Genomic DNA, 22,713 nt, shown 5'->3' on the forward strand with positions numbered 1-22,713 from the left:
CCCTCCATCTGGAAAGGCTTATATATTGACCCTCTTTGACCCGTACAGTACACTTAAGGGAGTTTACAAATGAAAGGTGATTCTCATTGCGCATTCAACTTCGAAATTTGCAGGACGAACGGTTTTTACGCCCGCTGCAGCTCATCAGCGGCTTGTTTTTTGAGGAATGTGAAACTGCCATCCATACATCGGAAGCAGATTTCATGGTCGATATCACAGTAGAAGGAACAGCCCACGTTGCGGCGGCAGCGGTATTGACAGAAACGGCAACGGGCGAAACATATACAGCTTCGTTTGAAAAGGATTTGTCCGCCATTGCGGAGGAAAAGGAACGCTTCAAGCAGGTGAAGCATGTGGTTTCCTATGTATACCTGTCTGTCCTCCAGCAGGTGACCGGCATCGAGCAGAAGTGGGGCATCCTGACCGGCGTGCGCCCGACAAAGCTGCTTCATAAGAAGCTGCAAAGCGGTTTGACACAGGAAGAGGCGCACCAGCAGCTGCGCGACGATTACTTGATTCATGAAGAAAAAATTGAACTGATGCAGCGTATTGTGGACCGCCAGCTGGCGATTGTGCCGGATCTCTATCGCTTGAAGGATGAGGTCAGCATTTATATTGGCATTCCATTTTGCCCGACCAAGTGCGCCTATTGCACCTTCCCTGCGTATGCCATCAATGGGCGCCAGGGGTCTGTGGACTCCTTCCTCGGCGGCTTGCATTATGAAATCCGCGAGGTCGGCAAATTCCTGCGGGAACAGGGCATCAAGATTACAACCGTCTATTACGGCGGCGGTACACCTACGAGCATTACGGCGGAAGAGATGGACATGCTGTATGAAGAAATGTACGAAGCCTTCCCGGATGTCCGCCATGTACGCGAACTGACGGTGGAGGCAGGCCGTCCGGACACGATTACACCGGAGAAGCTGGACGTGCTGAACAAATGGAACATCGACCGCATCAGCATCAATCCGCAGTCGTATCATGAGGAAACGCTGAAGGCAATCGGCCGCCATCATACGGTAAAAGAAACGATTGATAAGTACCATCTGGCACGCGAGATGGGCATGAACAACATCAACATGGACCTTATCATCGGCCTCCCGGGCGAAGGCACAGAGATTTTCCAGAACACCCTGGATGAGACGGAGAAGCTGATGCCGGAATCTCTGACGGTGCACACGCTGTCCTTTAAGCGCGCTTCTGAGATGACGCAGAACAAGCGCAAGTACAAGGTGGCAAGCCGTGAGGAAATTACGGATATGATGCATATGGCGGAGGAGTGGACCAAGGAGCACGGCTATGTGCCGTATTACCTCTACCGCCAGAAAAACATCCTTGGCAACCTGGAGAACGTCGGCTATGCGCTGCCGGGGCAGGAAAGCATCTATAACATTGTGATCATGGAGGAAGTGCAATCCATCATCGGCCTTGGCTGCGGTGCTTCGAGCAAGTTTGTCCATCCGAAGACGGGCGCCATCACGCACTTTGCAAACCCGAAGGATCCGAAATCCTACAATGACAGCTTTGAGCAGTATACGGAGGAGAAAATTCAAATTCTGCGGGAGCTGTTCGCATAAGAACATGAGGGACAGCAAAGAAAAAACCAATGGGCCATCCATTGGTTTTTTCTTTGCCACACTACTCTGTTATACCGGACTCTAAAATATTTACATCTACATGAACTGAGATAGGCATTGTACTGTATTGCCGGTCCCATCTCTGCATGTTGAAGCCGCGCGTTTGGCTCCGTGCGTGATCGCCGATTCCGAGCGGATCTACATGCTCTTTTTGAAACAGCTCAATCATCGCTTGTGCCTGCTTTTTCGTAATTTCTGATACATGCTGCTCGAGCTTTTTTAACATGCGGGGGTCATGAATCTTCAGCTGTCCTGATTCAACAATTCGCCCCTTCAGCTTAACAAGGATGTCCACCTTTGGATGGGTGTTTCCATCCGTTATGGAATAGTGCACAGAGGAAGCTATACTCTGGAAGGTTACATAGATGTCCTTCTTGATATGGAACTCGTAGATTCCGCGCTTGAAGGGTTCGTCCAGCATTTTATAGATGAATGCCTGGTTATAAGGAATATATTTTCCTATATATTTATCTTTCTTAAGCAGGGCGATTCCCTGAATGCGAATATGGTTTCCCTTTCGCTTCAGCAAGGGAAGAATGGCATCCATCCCCTCCCCCTTATCATGATATAAAAATTCCTGAAGGTCTGTTTCCGGAAAGTTGCCCTTCTCGTTCTGTGCCAGAAGGTGGCGAATATAGGAGCCAGGATCTTCTCCCATAGAGGGGCGTACTGTAAGGATGTCTCCGGCTTCCCCCTCTGCAAGGGCCACATATAAATCCCTGCCGATGCTGGGGTCGCGCCGAAGGCCGTCCACATACGGAGAAATGCCTTGCTTGGCAAGCTCTTCGCCGTAGAGTACGACACCGACTTTCCCGGTCAGAATGGGCTTGGGCGACTCGGCCTGGGCAAGCTGGCGCAGAGTTTTTCCTGTGTGGGCGCTTGTCACAAACACGTCATTCCTTGTTTGAACCTCCCCTCCTTGTCCGGGAGGAGTAATGGTAACGGCAAGCGTCCCTTTGATCTTATGGTCCCCCGCCGCATCATACGCAGCTGCCCGCGACAGCTGGATGTCCTCTAATATCTTGGATTCCACACCGCACCCGCACAGCAGGAGAAAGCAAAGAAAGATGCAGCTGCGTCTAGCCATGGGCTTTCTTCCTCACTTTATAAATCATGGCCTGCCAAATATATAAAAGCAGAAAGTAGCAGGGGATGGTATACAGTCCAATCAGGGACATCGTATTGTTCAAGGTATCCACCTGTCTGCGCGACTCCATGAGACAGCTGGCGCAAAATACGATGAGCAGAATGCCCTGCAATGCCCGGCGCTGTGTGATGGGAAAGAGCCGGTGCATGGTGCGGCTGGCCCCCCACAGCGTCAGGCATATGTTTGGCAGAACACCAAACAGCCAGATGGAAATCCCCATATACTCGAAGCGCTCCAGAAAGGGAAAATCAACAATTTTCCACAATGTCAGGGTGGCCCATATGGTTTCCTTCAGCTGTCCTTGATTGAAATAGGAAAATGTCACCAGGGCAGTGAATAGATACACCAGTACACTGGCTGCCACCCCCAACTGGGCCCACTTCTGGGATTTCTCCTTATTCTTCAGGAAGGGATAATACACCATGATGAGCTCGAATCCCAAGTAGTTCAGCGCCATGCCTTTGGCGGAGTCCAGTATCTCCGGCAGAGTGTGGTCCAATGGCGGAAACATGTTGTACAAGTGCCCTTCCTGAATTGGGAAGTATTTCAGCGGCAGCAAAAACATCGTATAGACAATGCCAAGAAAGCAAAAGCCGGTCACCACCCGAAGCCCGCCTGTCACAAAGCTGTAGGCAAGAAGAGACAGGATGCCTGTGAGAACCCATGCGTTGATTTCAGGAAACAGCCAAACCTGAATCACCTCTACGTATGTGCGCAGCAGGGTGAGGGCAAAGGCGCTGAAATATAAAATAAAATAGATGCTGAACAGGCCGCCAATCCATTTTCCGAGCACATCATGATGGATGGCCGCCAAATCATTGTTGCCCTTTTTCAGAATCTGATAGGCAAGCCAAAGGAGGAGATGGGTGGCGAGTCCGGCCAGTATAATTCCAATCCAGGCATCGTAGCCGGCAAGCTTCGCAATATATCGCTCGAAGCCGAGTATGCCCACTCCAATCTGCATTTTATGTACAAGATAGAAAGCAAAATAAGCGGAAACCATGCGATTTTCCTTCGGTAAAGCGTACATGTCAGCTCCTCCTTTCTTCCCTAATCTTCTATGTCCTGCTTTTCTTCGCTCTGCTTCCGGTCAGGCTGGAAGCGCAGTCTGTTATGTGTCCGCGTCATAATGGGACGTCCCGCCTGCTTGCTGAAGGGCAGGCGGATGAGGGCATCCTTTAAATCTCTCGTGCGCAGCGGATAGATGGGAGACACGTAGGGCCGGCCCAATGAAGTCATCCGCAGGAGATGCGACAGGATGAAGGCGAAGCAGATGGAAATCCCCAGGAGTCCGTATGCCTGCGCTGCCAGTAGAAACGGAAAGCGGATCAGGCGGATGGTATTGCTCATTTGATAGACTGGCGTTGTAAAGGAGGCCAGGGCTGCAAGCGCCACAATAATGAGCAGCACATTGCTTGTGAGTCCTGCCTGTACAGCTGCCGTTCCAATCACGATACCGCCTACGATACCAATGGTCTGGCCAACCTTCGTGGGCAGGCGTGCGCCCGCTTCCCGCAGCAGTTCAATGGCCAGCTCCAGCACAATGGTTTCAATAATAGGCGGAAAAGGAATGCCGCTTCGGGAGGCAATCAGCGCATTTATCAGATCATCCGGAATCATTTCATAATGATAGGTAAGAATGGCAACATAGAGCGGCGTGGAGAGAACTGAGAAAAAGACAGAAAACAGCCGGATGAGACGGAAGGCAGATGCCAGATACCAGGTAAGAAAGTAATCCTCAAAGGCAGAGAAAAATTCAACAAGCGTCGTGGGTCCTGTCAAGGCCTGCGGGGAGCCATCCACCAGAATGGCCACTTTCCCCTCGGACAGCACGCTGGCCACCCGGTCCGGACGCTCTGTGTCCACCAGCTGGGGAAATGGCGAATTTCGGTTATCCTCAATCATTTGGGTAATGAAGGAAGAATCTGGGATGATATCATAGCTGATTTCCTGAATGCGCTGGATGACTGTATTGACATTTTCGATATCAGCAATTCCTTCCACATGTAAAATAGCCACTCTTGTTTTGGAGCGCTCGCCCACCTGCAGCTCCCGCACCTGTAATTCGGGAATGGGCAGGCGCTTGCGGATCAGCCGGATGTTGATGTCAACAGACTCCACAAAGGCCTCCTTTGGACCGACAACAGAGAATTCGGTCTCAGGAGTATTGATGGAGCGCCCCTCTTCCCGGGCAAGACCATGAATGAGGGCGCAGTGTGCTTCATTGCCGTCCTGCTGAACAACAATCGCCCCCTTCATCAGCGCCTGCTGGATGGCGGCCGCATCGTCTGTCAGGGTAATATCCTCAATTGGCAAAGCCTTCTTGATGTCTTCCAGACAGGAGAACGACTCGTGGGCAAGGTATGGAAGCACATCCCGATGCACATACTCGGAGTCCACCAAAGTTTTAAAGTATGACAAGCGGAGCGGGTGCGCGGCAGAATAGGAAAACGAAAAATAGTCAGCGGAGCGTCCGCACAGCTCTAAAGCATCATGGATGGATTGCTTCCGTTGCTTTTCCTTAAAAAAATGGCGCTCATTTTGATTGTCGGAGGTAAAGTCCATCCCTGTCACCTGTCTTCCTTCTGTTGATGCTTTTTGTATTGTTTCCAATACATTCCAAGGATATGAAACGAAAGTGTAATTCGGGGGCGGAGAAGTTCAGACGGGGAAAAGCCTGTTCCGTCAAGGGAGGAACAGGCTTATACGTGTATTTAAGAGAGGCGGAACCGCTTTAAGAATTGCAGGAAATGCTGCCCCGTCTCATGGCCCTCCCGTGTGATGGCATAGGTGCGGGCGGACGGCAGCGGAAAGTCTCCGCAATACACCTCCAGCAGCCGCCCCTCCAGCAGCTCCCGCCGTACGGCGCTTTCCGGCAAAAAGGAAACGCCGAGCCCTTCTTCAATGAAGCGCTTCGTAATGTGCACCTGTGATACGGTCATGGTGCGGAGCGGCAGATGGAGCTGCTTCAGCCGCAGAAGCAGGTCATCCCAATATTCCGGATGATTGTGTGTCAGGATGGTTTGCGCTTGCAGGATGCTTTCCATTTCCAGTGCTTCCGCATGCTCGCTGTCCAGTCCGTCATGCGGCGCCACAAGCAGCACGCGGTCCTCCGCCAGAATGCGGCAGGACAGGTCATCGTGCTGGACATGCAGGCGGGACAATCCCAAGTCAATTTCATCACGCAGCACAAGGCCGGCAATCTCCTTGGATTCTGCCACCTGTACGCTCACCTCCACCTCGGGAAAGGAGCGGACATAGCGGCTGAGCGCAAACGGGATGGAATACGCGGCGATGAGCGGCGAAACCGCAAGCCGCAGCGTTTTCGTATAGCCCTGCTGGAGGCGCTGCAGCTCGCTCATGCCGGCCTGCTGCTGCAGGAGAATTTGCTTCGCATGGGGCAGGAAGCGCCGTCCTGCCTCTGTCAGCCGCACCCGGCGGCCGACCCGTTCAAATAAGACGGAGCCAAGATGGCTTTCGAGCAGCTTGATTTGCACGGTCACGGTTGGCTGGGAAATATACAGCTCTTCGGCTGCCTTGCGGAAATTTTCATTCCGGGCGGCGCAAACAAAGGTTTCCAGCCATTTCAAATCCATAGAATCTCTCCCTTTCTGTTGATTACATTTTATAATCAATTCAATGCCGAATATTCAATATTTTATCTTAATTCGATTATATATAATGGGAGTAAGAGAAGCAAAGGGGAGAAGACGTATGCAGAGAGGATTAAAGGGTATTGTTGCGGCGGAGACAGCAATCAGCTTCATTGACGGCAATGCGGGTGTGCTGGTGTACCGCGGCCATCCGGCTGCGAAGGTGGCCGTGCAGCATTCCTTTGAAGAGGTTGCTTACTTGCTGTGGCATGGTGCTCTGCCAGGTGCAGCCGAACTGTCGGCCCTGCAGGCAGAGATGCGCCAGGCGCGCCAGGTGCCGGATTTTATATATACATTAATTGAGACACTGCCGCAGGGGCTCGATATGATGAACCAAATGGCGGCTGCGGCAACGGCTCTCTGTCCGGGACAGGAGAAGCCGACGCTTGCGCAGGCGGTGCAACTGACTGCGGCTATGCCTGTCATTGCGGCAGCGGTGTACCGCAAAGAGCAGGGGCTGCCGGCCATCCGGCCGCATGCCGCTCTCGGCCATGCAGCGAACTATTTATATACGCTGACAGGAGAGGTGCCGCAGGAAGCACATGCGCGTGCGCTCGAGGCCTACATGATCCTGACAATGGAGCATGGCCTGAATGCTTCGACCTTCACGGCACGGGTTATTGCCTCCACGGAATCTGACATGGCTTCCGCGGTATCCGGTGCCATCGGTGCCTTGAAGGGGCCGCTGCACGGCGGGGCGCCGACAGAGGTCATCACCATGCTGGAGGAAATCGGAACAGTGGAACGGACAGAAGGCTGGCTGCGCGCCCGCTTGGAGAACGGCGAACGGCTGATGGGCTTCGGCCACCGTGTATATAAAACGAAGGATCCAAGAGCTGTGGCACTGCGGCAGGTAACGGAGCAGGTCGGCCAGGATGACCATTGGCTGCGCCTTGCCGCTCATGTCGAGCAAACGGCGATTCGGCTGCTGGAGGAGTATAAGCCAGGACGCGGACTGTATACGAACGTGGAATTTTACGCGGCAGCCGTGATGCGCTCCATCGGCTTGCCGGCGTCGATGTTCACGCCGACGTTTGCTGTAAGCCGCACCGTCGGCTGGACCGCGCATGTGCTGGAGCAGGCAGGTGACAACACCATTTTCCGTCCGGAAGCGCGGTATACAGGTGTAATATATTCATAATGAAAAATAGACCACTGCTTCAGCGGTGGTCTATTTTATTGCTTTGAGAACCAATTCTTGCATTCCAGGATGAAAAGGAGCGTCTTGGTGGAAGAATGAGCGGGAATTGTTTCATTTCCGGAAAAGATTGTTTCATTTTTTGATTTTTTTGTTTCACTGCTTGTCGTGCTTCCGTGGAGACAGCTCCGTTTCGTTTCGTCTGTTCCGATTTTGTTTCCTAACAGTCCGTATTGCTTCATGACAGCAAGCCGCCAAATGACAGAAGGGAGCTGACTTGGTCAGCTCCCGTTTTATTGCGCCTTTTGCTGCAGCTCTTCTTCCTTCTTCACCCGCTTGTCCAATTCCGGAGCAATGCGCTGGAACAAGAGCACGCCAGCCAGACCGGTTGCGGTAATGAAGACAGATGTCATGAAGCCGGACAGAAACGCACTGAGTGTCACCGTCAGCGAGCAAATGAGCATGGCGAGGTTGAAGGTAAGCCCGGCCACTGCCATGTATGAGCTCCGCGCATCTGCCGGCGGGAGATTGGCCATGTAATTTTGCTGCACCGGCACACGCAGCACCTCTGCAACAGTTGCCGCCAGCATGGCCAGAAACAGAACCCACATATTCGTAGAATATGAGATAAATGCATAGCCTGCGACAAACACAAGGCAGCTGAGCACGAGTGTGTAGCGGTCCTTCCATTTCTCGACAATGCGCGTGGCGAACAGGGCAGTAATAACGACTAAAACAGTATTTTCAGTGCGGAGAAAGCCTGTCATTTCAATGCCGCCAAAGGTCCAATTCATCAGGTGTTGCTGCGGCATGTCATTGGCGAGGCGGATGCTGACATAGTTTGTAAGCTGAAATTCCATAGACAGCACAAGCAGCCCTGCCAGTACGTACAGCACAAAGATATGGTCGGTGAAGACCCGCTTGTAGCCGGACAGCATCGTTTTGGCATGGACGGCGGGAGACTTGGCGGCCGTCTGCTTTGGTGTGTAGCTTTCATCGATGAAAAAGGTGATGAGCACCCAGGTCAGCAGTGCTGCAACAGAAAGCGCCAGCAGCAGCTCAAACAGGTAATGCTGGAACAAGAACCCGCCTGCAATGCCGCCGAGGGCAACAGAGAGATTATTGGTCCAATACATGATGGTGTACATCAGCTTTCGTTCTTCGGGCTTGCTGACATCAATCAGCATGGCTTGGTTGGCCGGGCCGGCCAGCCCCCAGCAGACGCTGTTGACAGTCATCATGAAAAAGGTAAGAAGCGGTGATGAGAACCAGGGAGAATTGCAGAGCATCATGGTGAAGAAGGCAAGGAAGCGCAGTGTTTCCGCGATGACAATCACTTTTTTGCGCCCGAACTGATCGGAAAAGTAGCCGCCAAAGAAATTGAGCCCGATGCCGACAAACACATTGAGAAGCAGAAGCAGTCCGGCTGTCTTCATTCCAAAATGGTGAGATAGGTAGATGGCCATAAACGGGAAAATCATGCCGCCGATGGTGGAACCGAGGAAGGATTCAACCAGCCGGATTTTAATATTTTTGTGGAATTGAAAAATACTCATGAGATTCACATCCTTTCTTCTATTGTAAATGTGACAATATCATATATTAACAGAAAAATATAAAAATGGAAATAAAATATATAGTCAAAAGATGAAGAGGGCAACCAATTTAACCAAAAGGTCTGCCCAATCCCCCCTATATACGACGAAGCGGGTAATACTATGCGTTTAAGCAGGGCGCACAGGAGCCGGTTTCGGTGCTGTCAGGGGCATTAAGCATGTGGCGGGAGTCCTTACAAGGGCTTTTTTTATTCACAAAAAAGCTATTGACCCCCATTTGCAGAAAACGTTATCATTTAATTGAAATTGTTTGAAACAATAAAAGTTGAAGTAAAGGGGGAGATGTTATGAAAGCAAGCAAGCTGACTGCCGCAGCCCTGGCTGTGCCGTTGGTGTTGTCCGCCATGCCGCAGAGTCCGACTGTCAACGCGGAGCCAACAAAGGAACAAGCCTTTGGAGTGTTCCAGAACCCTGTTGTCACGGAGGGAGCCGACCCGTGGGTGGTGCGCCACTCGGATGGCTATTATTACTACACACAAACAACCGGCGATAATATTACCGTGTGGAAGTCCAAGACCCTTTCCGGCCTTGGCGGCGCCGAAAAAAAGGTGGTATGGGAGCCGGCTGCCGGTGCGCCGAACAGCCAACACATGTGGGCGCCGGAGCTGCATTTTCTGAATGGCAAATGGTACATCTATTACGCAGCTTCTGACGGTGACATGGGCAAGCAGCGGATGTATGTGCTGGAATCAGAGGGCGCGGACCCGCTTGGTCCCTATCATTACCCGCAGGGCACAGCCTACGGCAAAGTTTCCGACCCATCCGACAAGTGGGCCATTGACGGCACCATTTTGGAGCAAAACGGCCAGCTGTACATGATTTGGTCCGGGTGGGAGGGGGACGTCAATGTCAGTCAGCAGCTCTACATCGCCCCGATGTCCAATCCATGGACGATCAGCGGCAACCGGGTGGAGATTTCCCGGCCGGAGCTTGCTTGGGAAAAGAATGGCTTCCCGTACATCAACGAAGGGCCGCAGTTGCTGAAGAATAAGCAGGGGCAGGTGTTCCTTGTATATTCAGCAAGCGGCAGCTGGACTGATGATTACTGCCTGGGCATGCTGACGCTGAATGGAGACCCTCTGAACCCGAAATCCTGGCTGAAGCATGAACAGCCTGTATTCCAGAAGGATCCGGCAGCCGGTGTATACGGTCCGGGGCACAACAGCTTTGTCCAATCGCCAGACGGCAAAGAAGACTGGATTGTGTATCACGCTGCCCGTTTCCAAGGCGCAGGCTGGGAGCGCAATGTGCGCATGCAGCCATTTTCCTGGAACAGTGACGGCACGCCAAACTTCGGCACACCGGTGGCGGCCTATGCCTTCCAGCGTGTTCCGTCCGGTGAGGGGGCAATTGGAAAGCTGGCGCCGTCCTTCCCGGGACTTACCTATAAATATGAGGCGGAGAGCGGCACAGTGAACCGAGCGCGCATTGTGCCGAACTCGGATGCTTCCGGCGGCGCAAAGGTCGGCTATATGGACTTTGAGGACAGCTATGTGGAATTTGCCGTGCAAGTGCCGCCTGGTGCTTATACAATGAAGGTCCGCTACTCCAACGGCATGGGCCAGCAGACGAGCCATAAGCTGGTGCTGAACGGCCAAGATCTCGGGGAAGTCACCTATGAGCCGTACGGCTGGAATTCCTGGCGCTATGCCGAAGTGCCGGTTACGCTGCAAGCTGAAAATACAATTCGCCTGTCCAAAGGCAAGCTGTACACCGAGCTTGACGGCATTGAACTGGTGCCGCAGAACACAACAGTGTACCGCTATGAAGCGGAGCTGGCTGAACTCAAGCGCGCAAAGGTCATTCATGACATTACGCTGTCCAACCGGCAAAAGGTGGCTTGCCTGGATGAGCAAAGCAAGCTTTCCTTCCCGGTGCAGGTTCCGAAATCCGGAATATATAAGCTGCAGTTTCAATACCGCAACACAGCCAATACAGCGGGGGCCCAACAGGTGCAGGTGAACGGCAAGCCGTCCGGAAATCTGTCCTACAGCCCAACCGGTCAAGCTTGGCAGACTGTCTCAATGGAAGCAGAGCTGCGCGAAGGTGCCAATACCATCACCCTCTCCAAAGGTGAAGGCATAATTGAGCTGGATTATATGAATATTGCAAAGCGAGGGGAATAGCATGGAATTTCGTACATTAGGAAAATCAGGCTTGCAGATTTCCGAGGTGGGCTTCGGCGCGTGGGCCATTGGCGGCGATGCTTGGGGACCGGTGGATGACCAACAGTCCATCCGGGCCATGCAGCACGCTTATGAGCTGGGCGTCAACTTCTTCGATACAGCCGATGTATACGGTGATGGCCGCAGCGAGCATTTGGTGCGGGAGCTGCTGAAGGGGAAGCGCGACCGCATCATCCTGGCCACAAAGGGCGGCCTTCTGGGCCATACCCGCAAGCCAGAACCGATTTACGACACGCCGGCCAAGGTGATTGGGGCGTTTGAAGACAGCTTGCAGCGGCTCGGAACAGACTATCTGGACGTCTACTTCTGCCACATCTGGTGGCACCAGGAGCAGGAAACAGAAGCCTTCCTCACCGCCTTTGAGCAATTAAAGCGCGACGGCAAGGTGCGGGCAGTCGGTGTCTCCACCGATGATTTTGCTTACCTGCAGACATTTAACCGCTACGGTGCCGTGGATGTGCTGCAGGTGGACTACAGCATCCTCAACCGGGCAGCCGAGGGTGAAATTCTGCCGTATTGTGAGCGGGAGCAAATCGGAGTTGTCGTGCGCGGCCCGCTGCAAAAAGGGCTGCTGACCGGAAAGTTCACGAAGGAGACCATGTTCACCGGCAATGACGTTCGGCAGCATTGGGACCGGGCGTGGTTTACGGAGCAGGTGGACAAGGTGGAGCAGCTGAAGCAATTGGTGCAGGCTGACCGCATCCTTGGCCAGCTTGCCTTGCAATTTGTGCTGTCCCATCCGGCTGTCTCCGCTGCTATTCCAGGCGGAAAAACCGAAATGCAGGTATCAGAAAACGTGCAGGCATCCCGCCGGCCGCTGCTGACAGAGGAGGAGCTTGCTTTTATCCGTTCGCTGTAGATACAACAAGAGGGTGACCCATGTAGGTCACCCTTTTTTCAGCATGGGGTGAAGCAATAAACAGCATGCTGGAACAAAACAGGAAGCGATGAAACCACCCTGACATGTGTCTCGTTTTAAATGACCGCTTGCGTCGTCCAGTGTGAAAGGGAAAATTGTAGAACAGGCATCATGATAACTGAGCCGTTTCCGCACTTGCTGGAGGCAAAAAAGCAGGAATTATGATAAAAATAGGTCTTAGGTCTTATGAACTTACCTTTAGAACTTGTTATAATAACAGCATGGAAAACAAATTCTAAAGAAAAAGGAGCTCGTTATCTCATGGAACATAAATGGTTGAAGGTATTGACCCATGCAAGCACATGGTTTGCCCCGATTCTAGTTCCCATTGTTGTCTATTTGCTGATTTCCGACCGGGAAGTGAAGCGCATTGCGCTGCAGGCGCTGACCTTCCACGTTGCGATGGTTGTGCTGATTTCCATCTCTGCATTCTTCTCATGGGTCTTGATCGGCATTCCGTTTCTGATCGTGTTCAGCCTGATGGCCCTCATTGCCCCAATTATCGGTATCTTGCGCGCTCTGGAGGACCGCCCGTTCCGCTATCCGATTGTAGGCTTCTTATTTTAAAGGAAAAAAGGAGCTTTCCCGCAAAGGGGAAGCTCCTTTTACTGCTCCAGGGTATCCCAGGCATCCTCATGCTTATTTCGCAGCAGCTGAAAGCCGATGAGGATGAGGGTGCCGCTCATAATGACATTTTGCACCAGGTCGTATGGAACATAGATGGAAATATATTGCGGCAGGTAGTTCATGATTTGCTTCATGACAGTCAGGCAGCCAAGGGCAATCAGCACCCAGCCGAACACATGCTTTTTCCGGCGCAGCCAGGCAATGGTAATAAGCGGTTCATCATACAGCTCAGTCATATCCTGATACAGCCGGTGCAGCTGCAGGGCATCGAAGTAGCTGTAGAATACAATGACCGGCAGCACGAGTGCCAGGCTGCCGAACGAGTTGGCAATGAGAAAAATGGTGCCAAAGAACAGCAGCATGAACTGCAGGCCCCGTGTCATCAGGCCGAGATAAAAGTGGCCGAGCCCCGGCAGAAGCGCCAGGAAGTATAAAAGCGGTCTTCGTCTATTCATTTCGTGTTCCCTCCATCCAATGTATGAGCTTGTGGTCTGCAAAGAATGACGTGCGTTTCACTGTACGTTCAACATAAGCGTCTGTACGCGGAATCAGCTGCAGAATGCCGGACTGTAAAAACAGGAACGCCGCCGCTGCAGCCAGCAGAACATGAACCCGGCTCACCTTGCGCGAAGGCTGCTGCTTGGGCGGTATAATCGGAAGCGGCGCTGCTTGTATATCAGCCATAATGGCTGTAAAGGTATGTTCGGGGAGCGGCTGATCCGGATGGCTCCAGACGGCCTGGAGCTCCCGCAGCATGTCCAGCTCCAGCAGGCATTCTGTGCATTGCTGCAGGTGCTGTTCGCATAGGTGCCGCTTTGTTTGCGGCAGCTCATTCCGGCTGTAAGCCGTAAGAAGGGCAATGGTCAGATGCTTCATCCTGTTTCTCCTTTCCGCATGTGCTGCAGGAGGCCCCGCGCGCGGTACAGGCGGGACTCCACCGTTTTCACGGCAATGCCGAGCTTGTCGGCAATTTGCCGGTAGGACAGCTCCTTAAAGTAGTAAAGATAGACAATCTCCCGGTACGCTGCGGGAAGCCGCATAATGTTGGCATGCAGCCATTCCTGCTCTGACTTCTGCAGCAGCGCTTCCTCAGGAGTGGCGGCCTGCATGTCGGGCAGCTGTGCCAGTGCAGCATCAGGGGCCTGCGGCTTCTGCTTTCTCTTATAATCGAGCGCCTTATTCATCGTAATCCGATACATCCAGGTGGAGAGCTTTGCTTCTCCCTGAAACTGAGGCAGAGAGCGATACACTTGGAGAAAGACCTCCTGTGAAATGTCCTCGGCATCGCGCGGATTGTCCGCCACCTTTATGGCCACGCTGTGCACCTGCGCGCCGTAGTGGGCTACAATCTCCTGAAAGCGGTGCCGGTTGCCGCGTAAAATGTCTTGTATCAGCTGCTGTTCGTTCTCCAAAGCATCACCTCTTTTCTCTCTGACTCTTAGACGTCCCCCATGCACGAAAACCCTGCAAGATTTTTGAAAAAAAGATAAAAAGTCACAAAATATATTATAATGGGGATATTCTTGCTTAGGGGGATTGAATAATGGGGAATTCCGAAACGGTTTTAAAGCAAGCGCTGGAGCTTGACTTTGTCTATATGGATACATTCACAACGAGAATTCCGACGGCTTGGGGGTATCTATTCTGCAATGAAGGCCATCCGGCCTATTATACGGCAAACCATGCCCACCTGTACGATGCTCCGCAGGATCCGAAAGCTGTCATTGAAGAGGTGCTCCAGTTTTATGGGGAGCGCAATCTCGTGCCAAGATTCTATATTTATAATTTGGAGCAGCAGACTGCCTTTTTGCGGGAGGTGCAGAACTATGGATTTCGCTACGAGGAGCTTGTCAGCCCGGTGCAGGTTTGGGACAAACAGCTTCCCGTGCTGCATGGCCGGCAGGGAGTCGTGATTGAGCAGGTCACAGAAGCCAATTTTCAGGAGGCGCTGGACATTGAATGCAGCATCCCGGAGCTGGGTGGAAGGGCGGTCCGGGAAAAGGCTTTTACAGAGGAATTCCAGCATCCTTGCTTCACGCATTACCTGCTGCGGCTTGATGGAACAGCCTGTGCGGTGGCCTGCCTGTTTTCCGACGGAAAGCAGGGAAGAATTGAGAGTGTGGCCACCAAGCTGGAGTTCCGGGGCAAGGGGCTGATTGGAGAGCTCATCCGGTTCATCCAGGCAGAGGCAAAGCAAAAAGAACTGGAGAACCTGTGGATTTTCCCGATTAATGAGCGGGTCGAGCGCGTATATGCAAGGTACGGCTTTCAAACCGCAGGGACGTTCCGGGTTGGCCATGCGTTCTTAAGCGGAAAAAGCATTCATGAAATTAATCAAGGATAAGAAATGACGCAAAAGGAGCCCAGCGCTCCTTTTGCTGTCTTCAGGAGATCAGCGTGTCAGCAGTCCGCCCGGGCGAAGGCGCGCCATCATGATTTCATCCACAAAGCTGCCGTCCGCTTTTAAGCTGCCGCGCCTTACGCCTTCTTCAACGAAGCCAAAACGTTCATACAATGCCTTTGCTTTCGGGTTGGTGGCAAGCACGCCGAGCTCGATACGCTCGAGCATCAGCCAGTTGTCAGCCAGATCCAGCATTTTTGTTAAAAGGGCGGAGCCAATGCCCGAACCATGGCGGGCGCTGTCCACGCCAATGAACAGATCGCCTCTGTGGGAACGCCGCCCTTGCCCCTGCGACATGCCGATGAAGCCGGCAACCTTTCCGTCCAGCTCCGCCACAAATTCATATTCCTGCGGTCCAAGATTGCGCAGGCGGTTTTCCACCGCTTCAGGGCGCATGCTCGGCAAAAACACCATATACGGGAGCACATCCTCTTGGATATAGATCCGGTGCAAGGCGGCAGCATCCCGAATTTCAACCGGCCGGATTGCAACTGTCATACAGCATCCTCACTTTCTAATTGTTTTGCTAGTATTCTCTCATTTTTTACAGGATTTGACTACGGGGAAGAAGGAAGAAAAGGGAGCGGGACGAAATATAAACATATAGATGATCAACAAGGGGGAATAAGTATGGACATGACAGTTGGACGGATTTTTGATCTGGCTGTACAGGCATATCCGAGAAAAGAAGCACTGGTGGAAGCAGCCAAAAACATCCGTTGGACCTACAGCCAATGGGACGAGCAAGTGAACAAAGCAGCAAATGCACTGCTGGACGCCGGTGTCCGTAAAGGGGACAGAGTTTCAACCTTCCTCTATAACGGCAGCGAATTTGCAACAGCCTTTTTTGCCTGCATGCGCATCGGCGCTGTGTTCAACCCCATCAATTTCCGCTTGAAGGCGAAGGAGGTCGCGTATATTCTGAACGACGCCGCCCCGAAGGTTGTGCTGTTTGAGCAAGCCGTCGAGCCTGTCGTCACAAGCATTGAACAGCAGTTTCCATCTATTTCATTCTGGTCCATCGATACCGTACCTTCCTACGCAGCCTCCTACCATGAAACAGTCGCACAAGCAGCTTCCAGCCTAGATCCAATCGAAGTCACTGAACAGGATTATTGCTCCATGATGTATACAAGCGGCACAACGGGGCATCCGAAAGGGGTGCTGCACCGCCACCGCGAGATGGCAGAGCACAGCCTCATCTGCACGTATTACTTGAAATACAACCGGGATTCCATCGGCCTGATCACTGCGCCGCTGTACCATTGCGGTGAATTGCATGCGGGCATCATACCGCGCGTGCATGCGGGCGGCAAGAATGTCGTTGTGCATCAGTTTGATACAAAGACTGTGCTGCGCACCATCCAGGAGGAGAAAATCACCACCTTCTTCGCTGCGCCGACGATGTGGAACATGCTGCTGCAGGAGGACCTGTCCCAATATGATGTAACCTCTATGAAAATCGGTGTCTATGGCGGAGCGGCAATGGCTCCTGCCCTGGTGAAGGAATGCAAGGAGCGCCTTCATATTGATCTTGTGCAAATTTATGGCATGACAGAAATGGGACCGGTGGTTTCCTTCCTTGTGGAAGAGGATCAGCTGACAAAGCCAGGCTCTGCCGGCAAGGCGTGCTTTAATCATGAAATCCGCATCGTGAAGCCGAGTGAGGACGGCCCATCTGAGCCGGATGATGTGGTGGAGCCGTACGAAGTCGGCGAAATTATCCTGCGGGGCCCGTGCATGATGGCTGGCTATCACAACCGGGAGGAAGCAACAGCCAAGTCCCTCTACAAGGGCTGGTACCATTCCGGTGACCTCGGCTATCTGGACCGCGACGGCTATCTGTATGTGGCGGACCGGGTGGATGATATGGTCATCAGCGGCGGGGTGAACATTTATCCTCGTGAAATTGAGGACTTCCTGCACAGCCATGAAGGGGTGCTCGATGTAGCTGTGCTGGGTGAGCCGGATCAGCTGTGGGGCGAGCGCGTTGTGGCGGTCGTTGTAAAAAAGGATCCGAATTTGACAGCGGAGGATTTGGATGCATTCTGCAAAACGAGCGATGCGCTGGCTGACTATAAGCGTCCGCGCCATTACATCTTCGCTGAGGAACTGCCGCGCAATGCCAGCGGCAAGCTGCAGAAGTTTGTGCTGCGCGAATCGCTGAGCAGTGTGAAGTAAAACAAGAGCTGATGCCGCGGCATCAGCTTTTTTCTGCGAAAAATGAATACTTGTTCAGTATGTGGCAGGATTTTTTCCCCTGTGCCGCAAATAGGTACATGAGAAGAAAAGGGGGAGTTCAGGTGAGTGTTTCAAGTTCTACAGATACAGTGATTGTAAAATATGAGGGGCGTACTGCAACAGTGATGCTGAATCGGCCGGAGGTATTGAATGCCCTGGATGAAGCGACGCTGAAGGAGCTGACGGTAAAGCTGCGCGAGGTGGCAAAGAGCGAGGCGGATGTTGTGGTGCTGTGCGGCAATGGCCGGGGGTTCTCGGCAGGCGGCGATATTAAATCCATGCTGTCCAACACAGATGAAACAAGATTTCTGCCGATTATGGACATCATTTCCGAGGTGGCTGTCGCGCTGTATACGATGCCGAAGCTGGTCATCAGCGCCATTCATGGCCCGACTGCCGGACTTGGGCTGAGCATGGCGCTTGCAGCTGATTACATCATGGCGGATGCTTCCTCCATTATTGCGATGAACTTCATCGGCATCGGCCTGATTCCGGATGGCGGCGGCCATTTCTTCCTGCAAAACCGGGTGGGAGCAGAGGCGGCAAAGCGCATTATTTGGGAGGGAAGCAAGCTGTCAGCGGAGCAAGCGCTGGCGCTCGGTCTGGTGGATGAGGCCGTGAAGGAGAATTTCCAGCAAGCCGTCCGCGCCAAGGTGGACACGTGGCTGCAGAAGCCGGTGGCAGCCATGATTGAAACGAAGCTCGTGCTTGCTGACCTGAACAAGGATAAGCTGGTGCAGGTGCTGCAGGCTGAGAAGCATGGACAGGCAAAAATGAGGGAGACAGCTGACCATAAGGAAGGCATTGCGGCATTTTTGCAGAAACGGCCGCCGGTGTTCACCGGCAAGTAAGCGGAAAGGACCCGGGTAGAGGCCCAGGTCCTTTTCCATCATCGCTGGAACAGCACAAGCTTGCCGCTTGAGGAGGTGCAGCGGTGTGTGTGTCCGTACAGTCCTTTTTCGCGGAGCAGCCGCTCGCCCGTTTCCTTCGCCTCTGCTTCGCTTGCTGCCTGAAAGGATTCATCGAGCAGCTTTTTGCCGTCTTTCTCAAATGCAGTCAATACATATGTCCCCATCTCATATCCCCCTTATTTTACCATTACTACTATTTTGGCATATCCTTTGTTATTGTGCAAAATGGAAATCTGCCGTGCTGCACTGAAGGCGGATAAAGGAGAGAGAGCGATGACATCACTTACATTTCTTCATGCCGCTGATTTGCATTTGGACAGCCCCTTTAAGGGGCTGGCAGGAAGCGTGCCGCCATGTTTGCGGGAGCGGATGAAGGAGAGCACATTTCAATCCTTCCGGCGCATTGTGGATTTAGCGGTGAAGCAGCAGGTGGATTTCGTCCTGCTGGCCGGCGACATATATGACCAGGAAGCGCAAACTTTGGCCGCACAGCTGTTTATGCGGGAGCAGCTGCAGCGTTTGAGCAAGGCGGGAATTGCCGTGTATATGAGCTATGGAAACCATGACCACATGGGCGGCAAGCGGGCGGCATGGTCTGTTCCGGAGCATGTACATGTGTTTACGGAGCCGGTTGTAGAGAAAAAGCCGTTTTTTCGGGATGGCGAGCTGCTGGCGTACATATATGGCTTCAGCTATCCGCAGCGTGCCGTTACTGTTGATATGACACCTCAGTATGAAGCAGCAGGAGACTGCTTTCATATTGGGATGCTGCATGGATCGATGGAGGGGGAAACGGAGCACAGCCTGTACGCGCCCTTCCGCCTGCAGTCGCTGCTTGGCAAGCCGTTCGATTACTGGGCGCTCGGGCATATTCATAAACGGCAGCTGCTTCATGCCCAGCCGCCCGTAGTTTACCCGGGCAATATTCAAGGGCGGCACCGCAAGGAAACCGGGGAAAAGGGCTGTTATGTTGTGAAGCTGCACCGGGGGCATGCGGATTGTGTGTTTCATGCCACTGCCGATGTGATTTGGGAGGAGGCAGTCCTTTCGATTGAGGGAATGGAAACAGTGGATGGGCTATTGGAGCTGTGCAGGCAGACGATGGAACAGAAGCGCCGCGGACGGGAAGGTGTGCTGCTGCGGCTGATTCTGGGCGGTGCGGGCCCGATGGCGGAGCTCATGGCGGACGAGCGACAGCGGGAGGATTTGCTGGCAGCCCTGCAGGCGGAAGAGGAACGGGAGGACTTCGTATATGTGACGCAGCTCGATAACCGCACAGCTCCTTCTGTTTCGCCGGAAGAGCTGCGGCAGCATCCTTTCTTCAGCCTTCTGCTGGAGGAAGCAGGGCAGCGGTCGGCTGTACAGGCGGCCGTTCAGCCGCTTTGGTCCGGAGCGGTGGCCCGCCAGCTGCTGGTTCCGTTTACAGAGGAGGAAGAAGAGGAGATTGCCGGGTCAGCAGAGCGGCTGCTGCTCCAGCTGCTTGCGGGAGGAGGGGGAACCGGTGAAGCTTGAACAGCTGCATATATACGGCTATGGCAAGTGGGAGAAGAAAGAACTGCAGCTTGCCGACCTGAGTGTGATCTATGGGGAGAACGAGGCTGGAAAGTCCACCATCCGCTCCTTTATCCGCAGCATCCTGTTTGGGTTTCCAGCCAAGGGACAGCTTCGCTATGAGCCGAAAACAGGGGGGAAGTACGGAGGTTCTCTTACCATTTGGACAGAAGAGCATGGCCAGGTTCGAATTGAGCGGATTGGCAGGGGAGAGGCTTCCGTGTTTTTTGCCGATGGCACATGCGGCGGGGAGGCGTCTCTGAAGCAGGTGCTGCAAGGACTTGATGCACAAACCTTTGATGCTGTTTTTTCTTTTGATATGCATGGCTTGCAGCAGATTCATAAGCTGGACCGGGAGCAGCTGGGCGCCTATTTGCTGTCGGCGGGGGCTGTCGGGACGGATGCGCTGCTGGGGGCAGAGCGTCTGCTGCAGCGCCGCATGGATGAGCTGTTTCGCCCGAACGGCCGGAAGCCGGCCATAAATTCCATGCTGAGCGATGTAAGCCGTATGCGTATGGAGCTTGGGAAAAAGCAGTCCATGCCGGAGCAATATCGGCTGCTGGCGGAGCGGCAGCACATGGCCGAGCAGGAGCTGTATCAGGTCCGAAAGCGGAAGCAGGAGCTGCAGGAGTATGAAAAAATGCATGTGCTGCGCTCGCTGCTGCAGGAGCGGCATATGTGCGAGGAGCTTGTACGCGAAGCGCAGGAGCATCCTATTTATGAGGAGCTGATCCGGCAGGAGGAACGGCTGCAGCGGGAGCTGGAGACGTTGCATGTACGGCGGGCGCTGCTGCAGGAGCAGCTGGAAACAGCCGTTCAAGATCTGGCCGGGGTTCCGGATAGCGGGGGGGCGGGCGTGTTGCCACTGCTGGAGGAATGGCGGGCGCAGCAGCCCTTGTACGAAGCCGCCAAGCGGGAGCGTGAGGAGGCGTTATGGCAGCGGCAGCAGCTTGCTGATCAAATTACTGCGCAGTACCAGAAAATCGGGCGAATCGGGGAGGAAGATGTTCTGCCGGCGGCAATGGGCCAAAGAGAGGAGCTGCAGCAGCAGGTTCTGGAGGCAGAACGGCTGCAGGGTGTTCAGCGGCAGCTGGATGAACGCTTTGCTTTGGCAAAGGAGGCATTGGAAGCGCAGGAGGCAGAGGTGCGGCAGCTGCAGGCGCACTTGCCGCCGCGCGGGGAGAGGAAGGAGCATGCGGCAGCTGTGGAACAGCAGGGCAGCCTGCTGCTGCGGTTTCTTCCGGTCGGGGTCATACTGCTTGGAGTTGGAGCGTGGCTGCGGGAAGCATGGCTCTTTGCCGGAGCGCTGGGTCTTTGTATCAGCTTGGCAGCCGTATATGTATGGATGATGCGGAGGCAGCAGTCCGTGCCGGCAAACAGTTGGCTGCTGGAGCGGGAGCAGCGGAAGCTGCGGCAGGCGGAGAAGTCATATGAGCAGGTGCTGCAGCAATACGAAGCGTGGGAGCGGGAGCAGTACGCTGTCCGGCAGAGGCTGGCTGACATCTGCAGAAAACATGGTTTGCCGGAGACGATGTCCCATGCCGGGCTGCTGTCTGCATGGGAAGGTCTGGAGCGGGCGGGAAAGCTGCAGGAGCAGCTGGATCGGGTGGAAATGAGAATTTCCCGGCTGAATCAGCAGCTGCGGGTCTTCGAGCAGGGCTTGGCAAAGCTGAAGGCGGCGCTTCCGGACGGCTGGAGCCTTTCCGCAGCATTGGACAGGCTGCAGGAAATAAGGGAGCAGGACGCCGGACGTAGGCAGCTTGCCGCAGCCCGGCAGAAGCTGGAGCGGGAAAGGAAAGAGATTCAGAGCATGATAGACGGGCTGCATGAAAAGCAGCTGCAGCTGTGGAACATGGCGGGAGCGGCTGATGGCCTGGAATTCCAGCGGCAGGCGGGCCGCTTTGAGCAGGCCGAGGCAGCCCGCGGCAGGCTGCAAGCCTTGCAGCAGCAAATTGGCCATCTGCAAGTGCAGGCGCTCAGCATACCGGCAGATTGGCAGGAGCCGGACGGGTGGCAGCAGGAGCTGATTACGCTGCAAGAGAAGGAGCTTCGCCTTCAGGATGAGGCTGCTGAAGCAAAAGCGCGCGTCTTGCAGCTGGAAGGGGAGGGGTCCTATCGTGATCTGCTGCACGAGTATGAGGGATCTCGTTCCCGATTGCGCGGGCAGGCTGAAATATGGGCTGTGTATGCGGCAGCCCGCCATATGCTGGAGCGGGCGAAGCAGCGCTATCATACTGTCCGGCTGCCGCAGGTGCTGAAGCAAGCGGAAATCTATTTTTCTCATCTAACTGCGGGGGAATATACCCGGCTGCTGGCGCCAGAGCGGCAGCTTATCATAGAGCGGCACGACGGCATCCGCTTTGACAGCCGGGAATTAAGCCAAGCCACGGCCGAACAGCTGTATCTGGCAGTGCGGCTGGCCTTGGCATCCGCCTTTCACGTGAATGCTCCCTTAATTATTGATGACAGCTTCGTTCACTTTGACAGCCGCCGTGCCGGGCTCGCGGTGCAGCTGCTGCAGCAAATGGCCCGGAAGCGGCAAATCCTGTTTTTTACCTGCCATCATCATATGAGGGAAATGTTTGCCGGGCAGCAGGTGCATGAGCTGGCAGAAGCAGCCGATTAGGCTGCTTTTCTCATCCGCGGCACCCATATGATATAATAAAAGAAATGAGAGCTGTAT

Annotated in this window: 20 protein-coding genes; 10 read left to right on the forward strand and 10 right to left on the reverse strand. The window is 53.9% G+C overall.

Annotated elements, in window-relative coordinates; all coding sequences use genetic code 11:
- Window positions 1–86: 86 nt before the first annotated feature.
- The gene (locus tag NK662_RS06475; protein WP_254758102.1) at window positions 87–1,580 is read left to right on the forward strand and encodes a coproporphyrinogen III oxidase; all 1,494 of its coding nucleotides are present in this window, start codon (window positions 87–89) and stop codon (window positions 1,578–1,580) included.
- 61 nt (window positions 1,581–1,641) lie between these two features.
- Here NK662_RS06475 and NK662_RS06480 read toward each other — a convergent pair whose 3' ends face one another.
- The 4 genes from NK662_RS06480 to NK662_RS06495 form a co-directional block, all read right to left on the reverse strand.
- Window positions 1,642–2,727: a Ger(x)C family spore germination protein gene (locus NK662_RS06480; protein ID WP_254758103.1), complete on the reverse strand. Its 1,086-nt coding sequence runs from the start codon at window positions 2,725–2,727 to the stop codon at window positions 1,642–1,644.
- On the reverse strand, window positions 2,720–3,817 hold the full coding sequence (locus NK662_RS06485) for a spore germination protein (RefSeq protein ID WP_254758104.1): 1,098 nt from the start codon (window positions 3,815–3,817) through the stop codon (window positions 2,720–2,722). Before NK662_RS06485 ends, NK662_RS06480 begins: the two co-directional genes overlap by 8 nt.
- Before the next feature lie 20 nt (window positions 3,818–3,837).
- Window positions 3,838–5,352, reverse strand: a complete 1,515-nt coding sequence (locus tag NK662_RS06490; protein ID WP_254758522.1) for a spore germination protein — start codon at window positions 5,350–5,352, stop codon at window positions 3,838–3,840.
- 149 nt (window positions 5,353–5,501) lie between these two features.
- The gene (locus NK662_RS06495) at window positions 5,502–6,383 is read right to left on the reverse strand and encodes a LysR family transcriptional regulator (protein WP_254758105.1); all 882 of its coding nucleotides are present in this window, start codon (window positions 6,381–6,383) and stop codon (window positions 5,502–5,504) included.
- Window positions 6,384–6,501: 118 nt separating this feature from the next.
- Here NK662_RS06495 and NK662_RS06500 point away from each other — a divergent pair, with 118 nt between their 5' ends.
- A complete protein-coding gene (locus tag NK662_RS06500) occupies window positions 6,502–7,581 on the forward strand; it encodes a citrate synthase/methylcitrate synthase (RefSeq protein WP_254758106.1) in 1,080 nt (359 codons plus the stop codon).
- A 290-nt stretch (window positions 7,582–7,871) separates the two neighbouring features.
- Here NK662_RS06500 and NK662_RS06505 read toward each other — a convergent pair whose 3' ends face one another.
- The gene (locus NK662_RS06505) at window positions 7,872–9,134 is read right to left on the reverse strand and encodes an MDR family MFS transporter (protein WP_254758107.1); all 1,263 of its coding nucleotides are present in this window, start codon (window positions 9,132–9,134) and stop codon (window positions 7,872–7,874) included.
- A gap of 347 nt (window positions 9,135–9,481) precedes the next feature.
- Between NK662_RS06505 and NK662_RS06510 the strand changes: the two genes are divergently transcribed.
- From NK662_RS06510 to NK662_RS06520, 3 genes are all read left to right on the forward strand, one after another.
- Window positions 9,482–11,320, forward strand: coding sequence for a family 43 glycosylhydrolase (locus NK662_RS06510; protein ID WP_254758108.1), 1,839 nt, complete (start codon window positions 9,482–9,484; stop codon window positions 11,318–11,320).
- Between the two features lies 1 nt (window position 11,321).
- A complete protein-coding gene (locus NK662_RS06515) occupies window positions 11,322–12,239 on the forward strand; it encodes an aldo/keto reductase (RefSeq protein ID WP_254758109.1) in 918 nt (305 codons plus the stop codon).
- A 321-nt stretch (window positions 12,240–12,560) separates the two neighbouring features.
- The gene (locus NK662_RS06520) at window positions 12,561–12,866 is read left to right on the forward strand and encodes a DUF4870 domain-containing protein (RefSeq protein WP_254758110.1); all 306 of its coding nucleotides are present in this window, start codon (window positions 12,561–12,563) and stop codon (window positions 12,864–12,866) included.
- A gap of 38 nt (window positions 12,867–12,904) precedes the next feature.
- On the opposite strand, the gene NK662_RS06525 is transcribed toward NK662_RS06520, so the two are convergent.
- From NK662_RS06525 to NK662_RS06535, 3 genes are read right to left on the reverse strand one after another with little or no spacing between them, the layout of a single operon-like run.
- A complete protein-coding gene (locus NK662_RS06525; protein ID WP_254758111.1) occupies window positions 12,905–13,381 on the reverse strand; it encodes a hypothetical protein in 477 nt (158 codons plus the stop codon).
- Window positions 13,374–13,802, reverse strand: a complete 429-nt coding sequence (locus NK662_RS06530) for an anti-sigma factor family protein (RefSeq protein ID WP_254758112.1) — start codon at window positions 13,800–13,802, stop codon at window positions 13,374–13,376. Before NK662_RS06530 ends, NK662_RS06525 begins: the two co-directional genes overlap by 8 nt.
- Complete coding sequence (locus NK662_RS06535) at window positions 13,799–14,338, reverse strand: RNA polymerase sigma factor (RefSeq protein ID WP_254758113.1); 540 nt, start codon at window positions 14,336–14,338, stop codon at window positions 13,799–13,801. Before NK662_RS06535 ends, NK662_RS06530 begins: the two co-directional genes overlap by 4 nt.
- Before the next feature lie 131 nt (window positions 14,339–14,469).
- On the opposite strand from NK662_RS06535, the gene NK662_RS06540 reads away from it, so the two are divergent.
- Entirely contained in the window at window positions 14,470–15,270 is an 801-nt protein-coding gene (locus NK662_RS06540; RefSeq protein ID WP_254758114.1) for a GNAT family N-acetyltransferase, read from the forward strand.
- A 48-nt stretch (window positions 15,271–15,318) separates the two neighbouring features.
- Here NK662_RS06540 and NK662_RS06545 read toward each other — a convergent pair whose 3' ends face one another.
- On the reverse strand, window positions 15,319–15,825 hold the full coding sequence (locus NK662_RS06545) for a GNAT family N-acetyltransferase (RefSeq protein ID WP_254758115.1): 507 nt from the start codon (window positions 15,823–15,825) through the stop codon (window positions 15,319–15,321).
- Between the two features lie 132 nt (window positions 15,826–15,957).
- On the opposite strand from NK662_RS06545, the gene NK662_RS06550 reads away from it, so the two are divergent.
- Together NK662_RS06550 and NK662_RS06555 are read left to right on the forward strand one after the other, a co-directional pair.
- Window positions 15,958–17,508 carry a fatty acid--CoA ligase gene (locus tag NK662_RS06550; RefSeq protein WP_254758116.1) on the forward strand — a complete coding sequence of 517 codons (1,551 nt, stop codon included), beginning with the start codon at window positions 15,958–15,960 and terminating at the stop codon, window positions 17,506–17,508.
- A 122-nt stretch (window positions 17,509–17,630) separates the two neighbouring features.
- Window positions 17,631–18,419: an enoyl-CoA hydratase gene (locus tag NK662_RS06555; protein ID WP_254758117.1), complete on the forward strand. Its 789-nt coding sequence runs from the start codon at window positions 17,631–17,633 to the stop codon at window positions 18,417–18,419.
- 38 nt (window positions 18,420–18,457) lie between these two features.
- Here the strand turns inward: NK662_RS06555 and NK662_RS06560 are convergent, their stop codons facing one another.
- A complete protein-coding gene (locus tag NK662_RS06560; protein ID WP_254758118.1) occupies window positions 18,458–18,643 on the reverse strand; it encodes a YhzD family protein in 186 nt (61 codons plus the stop codon).
- Window positions 18,644–18,752: 109 nt separating this feature from the next.
- Between NK662_RS06560 and NK662_RS06565 the strand changes: the two genes are divergently transcribed.
- Together NK662_RS06565 and NK662_RS06570 are read left to right on the forward strand one after the other, a co-directional pair.
- Entirely contained in the window at window positions 18,753–19,991 is a 1,239-nt protein-coding gene (locus NK662_RS06565; protein ID WP_254758119.1) for a metallophosphoesterase family protein, read from the forward strand.
- Window positions 19,981–22,656, forward strand: coding sequence for an ATP-binding protein (locus tag NK662_RS06570; protein WP_254758120.1), 2,676 nt, complete (start codon window positions 19,981–19,983; stop codon window positions 22,654–22,656). The genes NK662_RS06565 and NK662_RS06570 overlap by 11 nt, the downstream gene beginning before the upstream one ends.
- Window positions 22,657–22,713 lie beyond the last annotated feature (57 nt).

The sequence above is a fragment of the Ectobacillus ponti genome, assembly GCF_024294785.1.
Classification (GTDB): domain Bacteria; phylum Bacillota; class Bacilli; order Bacillales; family Bacillaceae_G; genus Ectobacillus; species Ectobacillus ponti.

Coding starts and splice junctions, on each gene's coding strand:
- NK662_RS06480 (WP_254758103.1), bottom strand. CDS start 2,727: ATGGCTAGACGCAGCTGCATCTTTCTTTGCTTTCTCCTGCTGTGCGGG.
- NK662_RS06485 (WP_254758104.1), bottom strand. CDS start 3,817: ATGTACGCTTTACCGAAGGAAAATCGCATGGTTTCCGCTTATTTTGCT.
- NK662_RS06490 (WP_254758522.1), bottom strand. CDS start 5,352: ATGGACTTTACCTCCGACAATCAAAATGAGCGCCATTTTTTTAAGGAA.
- NK662_RS06495 (WP_254758105.1), bottom strand. CDS start 6,383: ATGGATTTGAAATGGCTGGAAACCTTTGTTTGCGCCGCCCGGAATGAA.
- NK662_RS06500 (WP_254758106.1), top strand. CDS start 6,502: ATGCAGAGAGGATTAAAGGGTATTGTTGCGGCGGAGACAGCAATCAGC.
- NK662_RS06505 (WP_254758107.1), bottom strand. CDS start 9,134: ATGAGTATTTTTCAATTCCACAAAAATATTAAAATCCGGCTGGTTGAA.
- NK662_RS06510 (WP_254758108.1), top strand. CDS start 9,482: ATGAAAGCAAGCAAGCTGACTGCCGCAGCCCTGGCTGTGCCGTTGGTG.
- NK662_RS06515 (WP_254758109.1), top strand. CDS start 11,322: ATGGAATTTCGTACATTAGGAAAATCAGGCTTGCAGATTTCCGAGGTG.
- NK662_RS06520 (WP_254758110.1), top strand. CDS start 12,561: ATGGAACATAAATGGTTGAAGGTATTGACCCATGCAAGCACATGGTTT.
- NK662_RS06525 (WP_254758111.1), bottom strand. CDS start 13,381: ATGAATAGACGAAGACCGCTTTTATACTTCCTGGCGCTTCTGCCGGGG.
- NK662_RS06530 (WP_254758112.1), bottom strand. CDS start 13,802: ATGAAGCATCTGACCATTGCCCTTCTTACGGCTTACAGCCGGAATGAG.
- NK662_RS06540 (WP_254758114.1), top strand. CDS start 14,470: ATGGGGAATTCCGAAACGGTTTTAAAGCAAGCGCTGGAGCTTGACTTT.
- NK662_RS06545 (WP_254758115.1), bottom strand. CDS start 15,825: ATGACAGTTGCAATCCGGCCGGTTGAAATTCGGGATGCTGCCGCCTTG.
- NK662_RS06550 (WP_254758116.1), top strand. CDS start 15,958: ATGGACATGACAGTTGGACGGATTTTTGATCTGGCTGTACAGGCATAT.
- NK662_RS06560 (WP_254758118.1), bottom strand. CDS start 18,643: ATGGGGACATATGTATTGACTGCATTTGAGAAAGACGGCAAAAAGCTG.
- NK662_RS06565 (WP_254758119.1), top strand. CDS start 18,753: ATGACATCACTTACATTTCTTCATGCCGCTGATTTGCATTTGGACAGC.